Raw genomic sequence first — 16,611 nt, 5'->3', positions numbered from 1 at the left:
GAGGAGGCACCCGCCCCCTTCATGCCCGAGGGCACCGTCGAGACCCTCACCACCTGGTCGAAGGCCCTGTTCGACCACACCGACTACGTCGGTCTCGGCACCTGTGAGTTCATGCTCACCGACGAGGGGAACCTCCACTTCCTCGAGGTCAACCCGCGTCTCCAGGTCGAGCACACCGTCTCCGAGGAGGTCACCGGACTCGACCTCGTCGAAGCTCAGCTCACCATCGCCGACGGCGGCACCATCCCCGAGGTCCCCGAAGTCCGCGGCCACTCCATCGAGCTCCGCCTGACCTCCGAGGACCCGGCCAACGACCTCGCACCGGCCGCCGGCAAGATCCGGGAGCTCACCTGGCCCGCCGGACACGGCGTGCGTATCGAGACCGGCGTCCGTCTGGGCGACACCGTCTCACCGGAGTTCGACTCGATGATCGCCAAGCTCATCGTGACCGGCCCGACCCGCGCCCGCGCCATCCAGCGCGCCCGCCGCGCCCTGGCGGAACTGGAGATCAAGGGCATCGCCACCGTCACCCCGCTGCTCGACCTCATCATGGCCCATCCGGACTTCGACGCCACCAACGAGCACGCCGACCTGCAGGTCCGCACCCGCTGGCTGGAGACCAGGTTCCTCCCCGAGCTCACTGACGAGGAATGGGTCAAGCTCGGCAGGAAGGGAGGCGGCGACGGCAGGGACGGAGACTCCGAGGACGGTGTCGGCCACGCCATCGCCGAGGCCCTGCGCACCTTCACCGCCCAGATCGACGGCCGCCGGCACAAGATCACGCTGCCCGAGGGCCTGGCGTCGCTCGCCGGCCTCGGTTCGATGATGCAGTCCGGCCTGGGCAACCTCGGGGACTCCCTCGGTGAGTTGGGCAGCCACGCCCGTCGCCGCGTCCAACCGCTGCGTGGTTCCCGCCGGAAGAAGAACCGCGGGGGCGACGGTGGTTCGGCCCCGGCCGCCGGGGAAGGCCTCAACGCCGAGGGCGCACTGCTCGCCCCGATGCAGGCCATCGTGGTGCGCATGGGTGCCGAGCCCGGCGCCCACGTCACCGAGGGCGACGTCGTCATCGTCCTGGAGGCCATGAAGATGGAGAAGTACATCCACGCCCCCGTGTCCGGTGTGCTCACCTCCTTCGACGTCGAGATCGGGCAGAACGTCCCGGCCGGCACCCCGATGCTGCACATCGACGCCGACACCGACGCCGACACCGACACCGACGCCGACGCTGACGCCGCCACCACCGAGAACACCGAGGAGGCGTGACCATGACCGCCGCTGAAAAGACCACCGTCGACTACAACGCACTGGCCGCGACCGCCGACGAGAAGGCGAAGGCGTTCCAGCACGCCAAGGGCAAGCTCACCGCCCGCGAGCGCATCGAGATGCTCTGCGACGAAGGATCCTTCGTCGAGCACGGCCGATTCTTCGGCGGCGACCCGGCGGCCGGTTTCCTCGGCGCCGCCGTCGCCACCGGCTTCGGCACCGTCGGTGGCCGCCCCGTCGCCGTCTACTCCCAGGACTTCTCGATCCGTGGCGGCACCCTCGGCAAGGTCGAGGGTCAGAAGATCACCGACCTCATCGAGCGCGCCGTGGAACAGGGCGTCCCCTGCTTCGCCCTGCTCGACTCCGGCGGAGCCCGCATCCAGGAGGGGGTGGGCGGTCTGGCCATGTACGGCCGGATCTTCCGGGCGTCCTGCCGCGCCTCCGGGTTCATCCCGCAGATCTCTGTCATCCTCGGCCCGTGCGCCGGCGGTGCGGTGTACTCCCCGGCCATGACCGACTTCGTCATCATGACGAAGGAGAACGCCCACATGTTCGTCACCGGCCCCGATGTCGTCCGCGCCGTCACCGGTGAGGTCATCAGCCTCGACGACCTCGGCGGCGCCGAGATGCACAACTCCGTCTCCGGTGTGGCGCACTACCTCGCCGAGGACGAGGAGGACGCCATCGACTACGCCCGCAGCCTGATGGACTACCTCCCGCAGAACTGCAACGACGAGCAGTCGACCTACGCCTACCAGCCGTCCGCCGAGGACATCGAGTCCGCGATGGGCGTCGGCGACATCATCCCCGACGACCCCCGCATGCCCTACGACGTCGTCGAGGTCATCGAGGCCCTCGTCGACCACGGTGAGTTCGTCGAGGTCCAGGAGCACTGGGCGAAGTCCATGGTCATCGGATTCGCCTGCATCGAGGGACGGCCCGTCGGCATCGTCGCCGACCAGCCGATGCACAGTGCCGGCACCCTCGACGTCGAGTCCTCCGAGAAGACCGCCCGCTTCGTGCGCTGCTGCGACGCCTTCGGCCTGCCCGTGATCACCCTCGTCGACGTGCCCGGCTACCTGCCCGGCGCCGAGCAGGAGCGCGCCGGCATCATCCGCCGTGGGGCGAAGGTCATCTACGCCTACGGCAACGCCACCGTCCCGATGATCACCGTCATCACCCGCAAGGCCTACGGCGGCGCCTACATCGTCATGGGTTCCAAGGGCATCGGTGCGGACTACGCCTACGCCTGGCCCAAGGCCGAGATCGCCGTGATGGGTGCCGACGGTGCCGTCCAGATCCTCAACCGCCGCGACATCAACGCCGTCCCCGAGGCCGACCGCGCGGCCGTGGCGAAACAGCTCTCCGACGAGTACGCCGCGAAGAACATCAACCCGAACTTCTCCGTGGAGATGGGTGAGCTCGACGGCATCGTCCAGCCGATCGACACCCGCGACACCATCGCCGCAGCCCTCCGCGCCCTGCGCACCAAGCACCGCGACCTCAACCGGTTCAAGTACCACTCCAACGGGCCGCTGTGACGGGTCCCGTCCCCACCTCCGACGTCTCCCTCCCCGTCACCGAATCCCACACAAAGGACATCATGACCAACACCAGCTTCCTCTCCCGTCTGAACTCCGCCGATGCCGGCGATCAGCGGGCAACCCTGCTGTTCGGCGGTCAGGCCACCGCCTGGCGCGCCGGTCTCACCGACCTCGCCGAGGACCCGTCCCTCGCCGACGCCGTCCGCGGCGTCCTCACCGACTCCACCGCCCTCATCGCCCCGGTCGCCGCCCAGCTCACCGCAGCGACGGCCGGTGCCCTCACCCTCGAGCGGCTGACCGGGGCGAAGGGCTCCGTCTCCGCCGCACTGTCCGTCCCCGGTATCACGGTCGCCCAGTTCGGTCAGCTCGCCGCGCTGAAGGCCGCCGGCTACGACGCAACCGCCGCTGTCGCGGATGAGCGGGCCTCCGTCCTCGGCCACTCCCAGGGCGTGCTCGGCGCCGCGCTCGTCGACGGCCGCGCCGGTGACCCCGCGCACGTCGTCGCGATCGCCCGGCTCATCGGTGCCGCCGCATCCCGTCTGACCCGCTCCCTCGGCGTCTCCGCCGGCGAGGCCACCCCGATGCTCTCGGTCCGAGGTCTCGACCGTGCCACCCTCGACGCCGTCCTCGTCGAGGTCGCCGAGGCCGCCGGCGGTGCCGAGACAGGTGTCCAGGTCGCCATCCGCAACGGCCACCGTCGTTTCATCCTCTCCGGTTCCCCGGAGGACCTCGGAGTCGTCGAGAAGACCATCGCCGTCGTCGCCGACAAGGACGCCGCCGAGCTCGCCGCGAAGATCCGCGGCGGTGCCCCGCTCGCCCCGGTCTGCGAGTACCTCGACGTCACCGTGCCCTTCCACCACGACATGATGGAGCCCGCCGTGGCCCGGACCGTCGCCTGGGCCGAGACCTGTGGTCTGAACACCGACGGTGCCGCCGAGAAGCTGGCCCGCGCCGTGCTCACCGACCACGTCGACTGGGTCGAGGGCATCGTCGACGCCCTCGCCCTCGGCACCACCTGGTTCCTGGACCTCGGCCCCGGCGACACCGTCGCCAGGCTCTCCGCCGATCTCGTCGAGGGCTCCGGGGCGGGCCTCGTGGCCGCCGGCACCCTCGCCGCCGTCGACGGGCTCGCTGCCCCCGGTGGGGACCCCGACCGCACCGTCGACTGGTCCTCCTTCGCCCCGCGCCTGCTGGACCTGCCGACCGGCCGCACCGTCGAGACCGCCTTCACCCGGCTGACCGGCCGTTCCCCGGTGCTGCTCGCCGGTATGACGCCGACCACCGTCGACCCCGAGATCGTCGCCGCCGCCGCGAACGCCGGCTACTGGGCGGAGATGGCCGGTGGTGGACAGGTCACCGCCGAGGTCTTCGAGGGCAACCTCACCAAGCTCAAGGGACTGCTCGACCCGGGCCGGGCCGTCCAGTTCAACGCCATGTTCATGGACCGCTACCTGTGGAACCTCCACTTCGGCACCCAACGTGTGGTCGCCAAGGCCCGTGAGTCCGGTGCCCCGTTCGACGGCGTCGTCATCTCCGCCGGCATCCCCGAGCCCGACGAGGCCCCCGAGGTCATCGGCGCGCTGCGCGACTCCGGCTTCTCCCACATCGCCCTGAAGCCGGGCACCGTCGCCCAGATCCGCGCCGGCCTGGGCATCGCCCGCCAGCTCGAGGAGACCGGCACCAGCATCATCCTCCAGGTCGAGGACGGCCACGCCGGTGGACACCACTCCTGGGAGAACCTCGACGACCTGCTCACCGCCACCTACGCGGAGATCCGGCGTCAGCCGAACGTCGTCCTGTGCGTCGGCGGCGGCATCGGCACCCCGGAGCGGGCCGCCGACTACCTCACCGGCGCATGGGCAACCGCCCTCGGCCTGCCGGCAATGCCGGTCGACGGCATCATGGTCGGCACCGCCGCCATGACCGCCAAGGAGGCGAAGACCACCCCGGAGATCAAGCAGCTCCTCGTCGACACCCCCGGTGTCGCTGACGGCACCGGCTCCGCGCTGACCGCCCCCAACGGCGGCTGGATCGCCCCCGGCCAGTCCGCCGGCGGCGCCACCTCCGGCCTGTCCCACCTGCGCGCCGACATCCATGAGGTCGACAACTCCGCCGCGAAGTGCATGCGCCTGATCCAGGAGATCGGCTCCAACCTCGAGGCCGTCAACGCGCGCCGCGACGAGATCATCGCCGCGCTGAACAAGACCGCCAAGCCCTACTTCGGTGATCTGGAGGAGATGACCTACGCCCAGGTCGTCCGCCGCTTCGCCGAGTTGTCCTTCCCGTGGGTCGACCCGTCCTGGCTGTCGCGCTTCCACCTGCTGCTGCAGCGTGTCGAGGCCCGCCTGTCCGACGTCGACCACGGCGAGGTCGTCACCCTCTTCCCGACCGAGCAGGACGCCGCCGATCCGACCACCGCCATAGAGGCACTGGTCGACGCCTACCCGGCGTCCGAGACCGACACCCTCACCCCGCTCGACGCGGCCTGGTTCCTCGTGCTGTGCCGCAAGTTCCCCAAGCCCGTCGGCTTCGTCCCCGCCATCGACGAGGACCTGCTGGCCTGGTGGGGCAAGGACTGCCTGTGGCAGTCCCAGGACACCCGCTACTCCGCCGACCAGGTCCGCATCATCCCGGGTCCGGTGTCCGTCTCCGGCATCACCACCGTCGACGAGCCGGTGGCGTCCATCCTCGGGCGTTTCGAGGACGCCTGCCGCGAGCGCGTCGCCGGTGGTGGCGGAGCCCCGACCTCCACCGGCCGCCACTCCCTGGAGAGCACCGACGGCACCGGTGACAGTGAGATCACCACCGCGTGGTCCCGGATCTCCGACGCCGCCGACGTGGCGTCCTTCCTGAAGGCGACCCCGTACATCTCCTGGACCGGCCACCTCATGGACAACCCGGCCCACGTCATCGACGAGGACAGGTACGAGCTGATCGTCACCGGTGACGGCTCGGACGGCGGCCCGGTGAAGGTCACCGTCGACCTGCACCTGGACACCTTCTGGGACGGCACACCCGCCGGTGAGGGCGAGGGCAGGGTCCACGCCGTGCGCCGCCTGCCGGTCCCGCTGATCCTGTCCGACGCGGTCGCCTCAGGCGCCCTGCCCGTCGTCGACGAGGAGAAGCTCCCGGAGACCATGTACGGTCTGCTCGCCGGCACCGCCGGTGTCGGCAACACCTCCGTCACCGACGACGTCATCGAGCGGATGCCCGCCAAGATCGAGGGCTCCGAAACCGACGCCGACGGTGAGGCCCCCTTCGGTAAATTCTCCTACACCTTCCACCTCACCGACAGCCTCGGCGCCCAGCACGCCGGCGTGACCGGTGCCGGCCTGCCCGACCTGTCCGCCACCGGTTCCGGGTCCCGCTCCGACGAGCGCGCCACCATCGTCCCCGACGCCCTGCTCGGCACCTGCTGGCCGGCGATCTACGCCGCCCTGGGCTCCGCGCTCGTCGACGGCTACCCCGTCATCGAGGGCCTGCTCAACGCTGTGCACCTCGACCACTCCGTGGCCCTGGAGGTCCCCGCCGACGAGATCGCCACCGGCGAGATCACCGTCACCAGCTGGGCCGCCGGTATCGAGGAGTCTTCCTCGGGCCGCGTCGTCACCGTGCACCACCACATGTTCGACGCCGCCGGTGAGCTGCTGGGCAGGCAGACCGAGCGCTTCGCCATCCGTGGCCGCGCCTTCGGCACCACCCCGCCCGCCGACCCGGCACCCGCCGGCGGCATTGACCGGGAGATCACCGACACCCCGCGCTCCACCCTGCTGCGCACCCGGGTCAACGCCCCGGCCGAGATGACCCCCTTCGCCTGGGTCTCCGGTGACTTCAACCCGATCCACACCAGCCACGTCGCCGCCCGCGTCGCCGGACTGCGGGCACCGCTGGTCCACGGAATGTGGCTGTCGGCCACCACCCAGCACGCCGCGTCCGCGGCCGGCTCCGGCCACACCATCCTCGGCTGGACCTACCGCATGTTCGGGCTCGTGCAGCTGGGCGACCCGGTGGACATCCAGGTCGAGCGTGTCGGCCGTGTCGCCGGCGGCGGACTGCTGCTCGACGTCACCTGCCGTATCAACGACGAACTCGTCAGCCAGGGCACCGCGGTCACCGCCGCCCCGACGATCGCCTACGTCTACCCCGGCCAGGGCATCCAGGCCAAGGGCATGGGCCTCGACGAGCGCGCCGCCTCCAAGGCCACCGCCGAGGTGTGGGAGCGGGCCGACCGGCACACCCGCGAGGCACTGGACTTCTCCATCCTCACCGTCGTGCGCGACAACCCGACCGAGCTCACCGCCAAGGGTGTGACCTACCACCACCCGGACGGCGTCCTCTACCTCACGCAGTTCACCCAGGTCGCCCTGGCGACCCTGGCCCTGGCGCAGACCGCGCGGCTGCGGGAGGCCGACGCCCTGGTCGCCGACGCCTACTACGCCGGTCACTCCCTCGGCGAGTACACCGCCCTGTCGGCCTACGCCGGCACCATCGACCTGGAGACCGTCCTCGAGGTCGTCTTCCACCGCGGGTCGACCATGCACCACCTCATCCCGCGTGACGAGCACGGCCGCTCGAACTACCGGATGGGTGCCCTGCGCCCCAACCAGTTCGGTGTCGACGACGAGCACGTCGTCGAGTACGTCAACTCCGTAGCAGAGGCCTCCGGTGAGTTCCTGGAGATCGTGAACTTCAACCTCGCCGGTGAGCAGTACTCCATCGCCGGCACGGTCGCCGGCCTCGCCGCCCTCGAGAAGGACGCCGCGAAGCGCACCGCCGAGCACGGCGGCAAGGGCTCGTTCATGATGGTCCCGGGCATCGACGTGCCCTTCCACTCCCGCGTCCTGCACCCCGGTGTGCCGGACTTCCGTGAGAAGCTGGACGGCCTGCTGCCGGAACGCATCAACCACGAGATCCTCATCGGCCGCTACATCCCGAACCTCGTCGCCCGCCCGTTCGAGCTCACCGAGGACTTCGTCCGCGCCATCCTCGACGTCGTCCCCTCCGGGCCCGCCCAGGCACTGCTCGACGACTGGGCCGCAGCCACCGCCGACGACGCCGCGGCGGCGAAGACCGCCCGCACCCTGTTCATCGAGCTGCTGTGCTGGCAGTTCGCCTCACCGGTGCGCTGGATCGAGACCCAGGACCTGCTGTTCGCCCCGGACCGCCTCGACATCGACGAGGTCGTCGAGGTCGGTCTCGGTGCCTCGCCTACCCTGGCGAACCTCGCCACCAAGACCCTCAAACTGCCGCGCTTCTCCGCCGCCGACGTCGCCGTGCGCAATGTCCAGCGCGACGAGAAGCTCGTCTACCACACCGACCAGCAGACCATCGACAGTCCCGTGTACGAGGACGAGGGCTCCGCGCCCACCTCGGCGCCCACCTCGGTGCCGGTCGGTGACACGGTGCTCTCACACGCCGAGGCGTCCGCCAAGGCCCCGTCGGAGTCCGTGCCCGAGTCTCTCCCGGCCCCGGTCACCGAGGTCGCCGACCTGCGCACCGCCCCGGCAGTCCCCGCCGGTGCCGTGGAGCGTCCCGCCGACCTGCCGTACAAGGCGTCCGACGCCATCAGGACGCTGCTGGCCTACGCCAACAAGCTGCGTCCGGAGCAGATCGGTGGCGCAGACACCACCGGCACGCTGACCAACGGCGTGTCCTCGCGCCTGAACCAGCTTCTCATGGACATCTCCGCTGAGCTGGGACTGTCTGCGGTCGAGGGCGCCGCCGAAGCGGACGTGGACACCCTGTCCGTCACCGTCGACAACGCCGCCCACAACTACTCCGCCTTCGGGCCGGTGCTGGGCGAGGCCGTCAAGGACCGCCTGCGCAAGCTCTTCGGTGCCGCCGGCGCCAAGGCCCAGGCCATCGCCGACCGCGTCACCGGCACCTGGGAGCTCGGCCCCGGCTGGGTCGACCACACCACCGCGCAGATCCTGCTCGGTTCGCGTGACGGTGCGTCCTCCCGCGGAGGCGACCTCGCCACCCTGGCGACCGCCGCCACGACGATGAACGACGTCAACGCCATCATCGACGAGGCCGTCGCCCAGGTCGGCGCCGCCCACGGCATCCCGGTCGCCATCCCGGCCGCCGGCGGTGCCGGTGGTGGCGGGACCGTGGACTCCGCCGCCCTCGACGCCTTCGCCGAGGGTGTCACCGGGGCGACCGGTGTGCTCGCGACCACGGCCCGTCACATCCTCGCCGCCCTCGACCTCGACGTGCCCGAGTCCGCCGCACTGTCCGACGAGGAGGGCGCGGAGACCGCCGCCGTCCTCGAGGCAGTCTCCGCGGAACTGGGCGCGAACTGGCCCGCGTCCGTCGCACCGTCCTTCGACGCGGCCCGCACCCTGCTCATCGACGACCGCTGGGCCACCGCCCGTGAGGACGTCGCCCGTCTGGCCAACGGTGAGGAGCTCGCCGACACGGTGTCCTTCCGCGGCACCGGCGAGACCGTCGCCACCCACGCCGAGTTCCGGGCCGCCCGGGCCGAGGAGAAGGGCGACACCGCACTCGCCGCCCGCTTCCGCTCCATCGCGGCCGACGCCCGCTCCACCGAACCCGGAGCCTTCGAAGGTCGGGTCGCCGTGGTCACCGGAGTCACCCCGGCGTCCATCGCCGGCGGTGTCGTCGGCGACCTGCTGGCCGAGGGGGCGACGGTCGTCATGACCGCCTCGCGTGTCAGCTCCGCCCGCCTGGAGTTCGCCAAGAAGCTCTACCGTGAGCATGCCTCGGCGTCCGCCCGGATCTGGCTGGCGCCGGCCAACCTGTCCTCCTACCGCGACATCGACGCGCTGGTGGACTGGATCGGCACCGAACAGACCGAGACTGTCGGCCCCGACCAGAAGCTCATCAAGCCCGCCCTGGTCCCCGACCTCTTCCTGCCGTTCGCCGCACCGTCCGTGTCCGGCACCGTGGAGGACGCCGGCGGAAACGCCGAGATCCAGACCAGACTGCTGCTGTGGAGCGTCGAGCGGTCCTTCACCGCCCTGTCCCGCATCGGCCACGAGGCGGACCTGGCGCACCGCCTGCACGTCGTGCTGCCGGGTTCCCCGAACCGGGGCACATTCGGCGGCGACGGTGCGTACGGCGAGGTCAAGGCGGCCTTCGACGCGATCTGCAACAAGTGGTCCAATGAGCCGTGGGGTGAGCGTGTCACCATCGCCCACCCGCGGATCGGCTGGGTCGCCGGCACCGGCCTGATGGGCGGCAACGACCCCCTGGTCGACGCCGCCGTCGCCGCCGGCGTCCACGTGTGGAGCCCCGCCGAGATCTCCGGTGAGCTGCTCGCGCTCTGCTCCGAGGACGTCCGCGCGCAGGCACTGGCCGGCCCGGTCGACGCCGACCTCACCGGTGGCCTCGGCAGGATCAACCTCACCGAGCTGCGTGACCGGGCCGTGGCCGACGGCGTCTTCGCCACCGACGACACCGCCGTCGTGGAGGACGCCGGGGCCCCGGCCACCGTCAACGCCCTGCCCTCGCCGGTACGTGTCGCCCAGCCCGTCGGGTCCGACTTCCCGGCTGACGCGTGGGGTGAGGTGACCGCCGACCTCGACGACATGGTCGTCATCGTGGGCCTCGGTGAGATCGGCGCCTGGGGTTCCGGGCGCACCCGTAACGAGGCCGAGCTCGGCATCCGGGCCGACGGGTCCGTGGACCTGTCCGCCGCCGGTGTGCTGGAACTCGCCTGGATGACCGGCCTGCTGACCTGGAACGACACCCCCGTCGCCGGCTGGTACGACGTCGACGGAAACATCGTGCCAGAGGAGGAGATCTACGCCCGCTACCGCGACGAGGTCGCCGCCCGCTCCGGTGTCCGCACCTTCGTCGACGACGTCGCCATCGACGACCTCACCACCCCGCAGGAGGTCGAGATCTTCCTCGACCACGAGGTCACCTTCACGGTGGACTCCGCCGAGGACGCCGCGACGTTCGTCGACAACGACCCGACCTTCACCCGCGCCAACCACGACCCGGAGACCGGGGAATGGTCCGTCACCCGCCTGCCGGGCGCCCGGACCCGCGTCCCCCGCCGGGCGACCCTGGCGCGCAAGGTCGGCGGCCAGTTCCCGACGGACTTCGACCCGGCACGCTGGGGCATCCCGGCATCGATGATCGAGGCCGTGGACCGGATCGCGGTCTGGAACCTCGTCACCGCGGTGGACGCCTACCTCTCCGCAGGTTTCACCCCCGCCGAGATCCTCCAGGCCGTGCACCCGTCCGACGTCGCCATGACCCAGGGCACCGGCTTCGGCGGCATGACCTCGATGCGCAAGCTGTTCGTCGACCGCTTCCTCGAGGAGGACATCCCCTCCGACGTCCTCCAGGAGACGCTGCCGAACGTCATCGCCGCGCACACCATGCAGTCCTTCGTGGGTGGCTACGGTGCGATGATCCACCCGGTCGGAGCCTGCGCCACCGCGGCGGTCTCCGTCGAGGAGGGTGCCGACAAGATCAGACTCGGCAAGGCGGACTTCGTCGTCGCCGGTGCCACCGACGACATCAACGTCGAGTCCATCACCGGTTTCGCGAACATGAACGCGACCGCGGACTCCGACAAAATGGCAGCCAAGGGCCTCAACGAGCGCTTCTACTCCCGGGCCAACGACCGTCGCCGCGGCGGATTCGTCGAGGCGCAGGGAGGCGGCACGATCCTGCTGGCCCGTGGTTCCGTGGCAGCGGAGCTGGGCCTGCCGGTGAAGGCGGTGGTCGGGTACGCGGCGTCCTTCGCCGACGGCGCCCACACCTCCATCCCGGCCCCGGGACAGGGCGCTCTGGCTGCCGGCCGGGGCGGGAGGAACTCCCGCCTGGCGAAGGACCTGCGCACGCTGGGTGTCTCCGCCGATGACATCGCCGTGGTCTCCAAGCACGACACCTCCACCAACGCCAACGACCCGAACGAGTCGAAGCTGCACACGAAGCTGGCCGCCGCGCTGGGCCGTACCCCGGGCAACCCGCTGTACGTCGTGTCGCAGAAGACCCTGACCGGTCACGCCAAGGGTGGTGCCGCCGTGTTCCAGACCGCCGGTCTGAGCGACATCTTCCGGTCCTCCACGATCCCGGCGAACCGCTCGCTGGACTGCGTGGACCCGGAGATGGCGTCCTCCCCGGACCTGGTGTGGCTGCGTGAGCCGCTGCAGCTGTCCCGCACGGTGAAGGCCGGTCTGCTCACCTCGCTGGGCTTCGGCCACGTCTCCGCGCTGCTCGCGCTGGTGCACCCGGAGGCGTTCCGCGTCGCCGTGGCTTCCCAGCTCGGGGAGGACGCCGCGGCCGTGTGGGTCGAGAAGGCGTCCTCCCGCCTGCGGGCCGGTGTCCGCCGCCGTGAGGCAGGCATGCTCGGCCACAGGGCACTGTTCGAGGAGATCGAGCACCGGCGGTTCGCCGACGGTGTCGACATCGACGAGGCTGAGCCCGCGATGCTGCTCGACCCGGCGGCGCGTGCCGGTGAGGACGGTCTGTTCCGGTGACTGACCCGGTGAAGGGCTCTGGCCCGGCCGGGTCTGCTGACCCGGTGAGGGCCAGGGGTCCGCTGGACCCGGTGGACTCCGTGCCGCGCGGCTTCGTGCTGGGCGTGGGGGTGGATGTCGTCGACATCCCCTCCTTCGCCGAGCAGCTGGAGCTGCCGGGGTCGAAGTTCGCCCTGTCCTTCACCGGTGCCGAGCGGCGCGAGTGCGCCCGGCTGGCGAAGACCAGCGGGAATCCCGCCCAGCACCTCGCTGCCCGGTGGGCTGCGAAGGAGGCCTTCTACAAGGCCTGGACCTTGGCGGACGCCGGTGACGAGATCCCCGGTGCCCACATGGACTGGTCGCAGATCGAGGTGGTCAAGGACCGCTGGGGCCGGCCGTACATCCGGCTGCATGAGCCGCTGAGCTCGATCGTGTCCGGTGCGCTGGCCCGGCGCTTCGGCGCAGGTGACGGTGCAGGTCATGCGGTGTGGCAGTTGAGCCTGTCTCACGACGGGCCGGTGGCCCAGGCCTTCGTGGTGGGGGAGTGGCGGGTGTAGCGTCCTGCTGTCGGCGCCTCCTGACGTGCCTGTCAAGAGTTGACCCGAATCTGTCAAACCAGGGCCTCCGGACGGACAGATTCGAGTCAACTTATGATGTCTGCTCCGGTCGGGCGTCCTCTGCGTAGAGTCGGGGCATCAGATCTACTGCGGCAGGGGGACAACCCATGGGGTCCGTGACGGGGTGTTGCGCGCGCACCGAGAACCAGGCGCTGACCACGGTGGCGTCAGCAATGGCCTCCACGAACTGAGACTGACATTGCCGCTGGACGCGCCGGGCGAACCGCATTCCGAGGATGCTGGCCTTCCGACCAGCGGGACAGTGGTCGAGTCGGCCGTTGTGCCGGACGATGATCCGGCTGTCGAACTGAGCATCGCCCGCATGCAGGGGAACAGAAAGCTGGCGTTGGCAGTTGCCGTGCCGCTGGTCGCACTCTCTCTGGTGTTCGGCGCAGTCGTGGTCAACAACTGGTGGCATGCCGAGCGTTCCCTGCTCGCGTCGGACGTCCTGAGCTCGTTGTCTGTCGGAATGGACGCTGAGCAGGTGCAAGATCAACTCCCTGACGAGGAGTTCACCCAGATCAGCGATGAGGAACGCCAGCGGGCGAGCGAAAGCGCCCCGCAGGGGTCGACATGCCAGTTCTACGCACTCACTTCTAACCAGCTCGATGACCGTTCGGGAGATCTCCTCCGTCTCTGCTTCTTGTCCGGGGAACTTGCGTCCATCGACACCATAGTGACGGGAGTCCAGTAATGAATGTGGTCAGAGTGGTGCTGGTCGACGACGAGCCTATGATCAGGTCGGGTATCCGGACCATCGTCGAGGCGACGGGCGATGCCCGCGTCGTCGGGGATGCCGGTGACGGTAGGCAGGCCCTGGCCGTCATCCGCGAGAAGAACCCCGATATCGTGCTCCTCGACATCAGGATGCCGGAGATGGACGGCATCACTGCCGCCAAGAAGATCGCCGAGGTGTATCCGGAGGTCGGCATCATCATGCTCACGACCTTCGGGGAGTCCGACTACGTCACCGCTGCGTTGTCCATCGGGGTGAGCGGCTTCGTCCTGAAATCAGGGGAACCGGAGGAACTCAGTCACGCGATCCGTGCGTCGGCCTCGGGCGGCGCCTACTTCTCCCCGCAGGTGGCGGCGCATCTTGTTCAACACGTCGGGACTTCTCCACGCATCGACGACGATGCCAGACGGCGGGTGGACCGTCTCAGCGAGCGCGAGACCGACATCTTGCTGCAGCTCGCCGAGGGTGCCTCCAATACGGAGATCGCGGAGTCGGTCTACCTCAGCGTCGGCACGGTGAAATGGCACGTGACCCGGATTCTGCGGACCCTCGGTGCACGCAATCGCGTCGAGGCGGCGCTCCTGGCCTACCGCTCGGGGCTCGTCACCTGAGTCGCGCTGTCGTGACACTGAGTCCTCTACTCCTCGTTCTTGATGAGGGAGGGCTCCGCGACTGGCGTGACCGGGGGAGTGAGCCTGGGCCGGGTGTCGGTGGACGCTGACACGGTGAGGAACCCGAGGTGCGTCTCGTCGCGGCCAATGACGTCGTCGATGATCTGCTGCCTCGTCAGACCGTTGAGGTCGTAGCCCTGGGTACCCGTCTGGTCGAAGAGCTCGAGGCGCAGGTAGTCCTCCTGTGACTGGGCACGGCGTCCTCCGAAGGATGGGACCGGGGTGGTGACCGGGGTGACCTTGTACTGGAAACCGCGATGGTGCTCCAGCGGTACCAGCAGCATCCAGGTGGGGAAGGGATGACGCCTCGTCCTCGGCGCTGATCAGTGTCGCCTCGTAGCCGAGCCGGAGGAATACGCGGTGGACCTCGTCCAGGGCAGGGGCGACCGTGTCGGTCGCGAACGTCCGGATCTCCGCGGCGTCCGGATAATGACGCATCCCGGCGAGCCGCTGCCGCCAGGTGCGCTCTCTGCCGGTGCCCCGCTGCACCAACACGACGCCGTCCATCTGCACCCGTTCCATCCACAGTGCCTTCGTCTAGGAGACGGCGGGCACCGGCCGGTGGCGCGTCGTTCGGCGGCCTGCGTCGTAAGGCGTCGCGACCTTACGAAGGGAACAAATGTTCCATTAGACGGACCTCGTCGATCGAGGTGTCAGTAGTATGACCCGCAACCACAGTGTCGAAGGGCTCGGCACAACGGGGAGGAGAACACTGATGCTCACTGAGAAGCACCCGTGGTCCAGGGGTGACATGGACAGGTACGGCCGGTCGATCCGCGACGGCACGGAGTTCGACAGGGAGTTGGCGGCGGATATCCGAGCCTGGCACTTCCAACTGCTCGATGAGGTCAAAGAAGTGCTGGAAGCGGCATTGTCGGGACAGGAGATCGGATACTTCAGCATCACCAAACGGGTGAAGACCGAAATCTCCACGCGGCAGAAATTGCAGCGACAGTCCATGAAGCTGTCACAGATGCAGGACTTCGCCGGGGCTCGCGTAACACTGTGCGGAGGTCTTCGCGAACAGGCTGATGCGTTGGCTGCTGTTGTGACGGCGTTCGAGGCGGCGGGCGCGCGGAGCGTCAAGGTCAAGGAGATTCTCGACGAGCCACACAGCGGATACCGGGCGGTCCACCTTCATGTCACCGCCGAGGCCGGGCGTGCGGAGGTGCAGCTTCGGACGGAGACTCAGGCTCAGTGGGCCAATGCCTATGAACTTCTCGCGGATCTCACCGGTCGGGAGGTTAGATACGGGGAGAACTCGATGAGCGGACCGGTGGCGGGAGTCGTCACCTGGATGCAGATGACCTCAGACTCAACCTACGAGTGGGAGAAGTCGGTCCGGGTGTGGGAGGAGATCCAGCGGGAGTCTGTGGTCCCCGTCGATCCCGGTCTCCAGGTGTTCGGTGGAGTGAGAGCCTACCGGGAGTTCATCGTGAAACACAGGAAAGCCCTGGTAGAGTTGCTGTCCTATGCGGAGGACCACTTCCGGAAGTTGAAGGAGGCACAGCGATGACTGTGACTGATCTGGTGTACGTCATGGAGTACCGACGCAGCGATGGCGCGTTGGCTGTCGAGGAGTTCGGGATGCCCCGTGAGGCCATCCAGCGGCAGTTCGAGTTGGAGGACAAGCACCGGGGGGACGATGACGTGGAAGTCGCGACCATCAGTGCCGAGAATCTCGACGCGGTGAAACGGACCCACAGCCGTTACTTCGCCGGCAGCAACAGGGACATCGAGGCAGTCTCCCACGTGAAGTAGCTGCGCGCGGGGTGCGCGACGTCAGTAGCCGCTGAGGCGCTGAGGCGCAGTTCGTCTGCTGCGCCATGGGGTTGGTTCCAGCGCCATCGGGTTGGGTCGATTTTCCGGGGAAACCGTCACAACCGGATTGCCGCACACGCAACCTCATGGCGGGTACGCCTCATTGGGGTGGGATGGTGTGGGGTGGGATGGTGGGGAGGGGACGATTGTCGGGCGGGTAACCCCGCGCGGCGCCGGTGGACAGCGGTTGCCAGCGTCCCCACACCATCTTCGCCGCCGGTACACCGCCGACGGGCCAGGGATGTCCAACTCCGTACGCGATGATGCGGGGGACGCGCCGGGCCGGTGACCGACCCATGGCAGAACCATGGCAGAGCCATGGCCGGATCCATGACCGACCGCACGGCGCCCGCACTGCACCCGAGCACCAAGGAATACCCCACATGCCCCGACATCTCCGTGACCGCTTCCGCAGCCCCTCCAGCCCGCTGCCCGCCTCCACCGTCCGACCCGAGCAGGTCACGGCGAGCACCCGGAGCACCTATGTCACCGAGGCGGTGGCGACCGGCCGGCGGCGCAGTG

General features: G+C 69.4%; 9 protein-coding genes. 8 read left to right on the top strand and 1 reads right to left on the bottom strand.

Annotated features, from left to right (window positions below):
* From QZV72_RS05815 to QZV72_RS05790, 6 genes are all read left to right on the top strand, one after another.
* A partial coding sequence (locus tag QZV72_RS05815) for a biotin/lipoyl-containing protein (RefSeq protein WP_297006215.1) occupies nucleotides 1-1,263 on the top strand: 1,263 nt, incomplete at its 5' end.
* Between the two features lie 2 nt (nucleotides 1,264-1,265).
* Nucleotides 1,266-2,804: an acyl-CoA carboxylase subunit beta gene (locus QZV72_RS05810; protein ID WP_297006213.1), complete on the top strand. Its 1,539-nt coding sequence runs from the start codon at nucleotides 1,266-1,268 to the stop codon at nucleotides 2,802-2,804.
* 62 nt (nucleotides 2,805-2,866) lie between these two features.
* Entirely contained in the window at nucleotides 2,867-12,265 is a 9,399-nt protein-coding gene (locus QZV72_RS05805) for a type I polyketide synthase (RefSeq protein ID WP_297006211.1), read from the top strand.
* Nucleotides 12,262-12,801 carry a holo-ACP synthase gene (locus QZV72_RS05800; protein ID WP_297006210.1) on the top strand — a complete coding sequence of 180 codons (540 nt, stop codon included), beginning with the start codon at nucleotides 12,262-12,264 and terminating at the stop codon, nucleotides 12,799-12,801. The genes QZV72_RS05805 and QZV72_RS05800 overlap by 4 nt, the downstream gene beginning before the upstream one ends.
* Nucleotides 12,802-13,183: 382 nt before the next feature.
* Nucleotides 13,184-13,555, top strand: a complete 372-nt coding sequence (locus tag QZV72_RS05795; RefSeq protein ID WP_297006208.1) for a hypothetical protein — start codon at nucleotides 13,184-13,186, stop codon at nucleotides 13,553-13,555.
* On the top strand, nucleotides 13,555-14,208 hold the full coding sequence (locus QZV72_RS05790) for a response regulator transcription factor (protein WP_297006207.1): 654 nt from the start codon (nucleotides 13,555-13,557) through the stop codon (nucleotides 14,206-14,208). Before QZV72_RS05795 ends, QZV72_RS05790 begins: the two co-directional genes overlap by 1 nt.
* 26 nt (nucleotides 14,209-14,234) lie before the next feature.
* On the opposite strand, the gene QZV72_RS05785 is transcribed toward QZV72_RS05790, so the two are convergent.
* Nucleotides 14,235-14,552 (bottom strand): hypothetical protein, encoded by a 318-nt coding sequence (locus QZV72_RS05785; RefSeq protein WP_297006205.1) that lies wholly within the window; start codon nucleotides 14,550-14,552, stop codon nucleotides 14,235-14,237.
* A gap of 431 nt (nucleotides 14,553-14,983) precedes the next feature.
* Between QZV72_RS05785 and QZV72_RS05780 the strand changes: the two genes are divergently transcribed.
* A complete protein-coding gene (locus tag QZV72_RS05780; RefSeq protein ID WP_297006204.1) occupies nucleotides 14,984-15,784 on the top strand; it encodes a RelA/SpoT domain-containing protein in 801 nt (266 codons plus the stop codon).
* Nucleotides 15,781-16,029, top strand: coding sequence for a hypothetical protein (locus QZV72_RS05775; protein ID WP_297006202.1), 249 nt, complete (start codon nucleotides 15,781-15,783; stop codon nucleotides 16,027-16,029). The genes QZV72_RS05780 and QZV72_RS05775 overlap by 4 nt, the downstream gene beginning before the upstream one ends.
* Nucleotides 16,030-16,611 lie beyond the last annotated feature (582 nt).

The sequence above is a fragment of the uncultured Corynebacterium sp. genome, assembly GCF_902782855.1.
GTDB lineage: Bacteria > Actinomycetota > Actinomycetes > Mycobacteriales > Mycobacteriaceae > Corynebacterium.
Note: the sequence above shows the minus strand (reverse complement) of the source record. Positions and strands in the feature narration are given on the sequence as shown.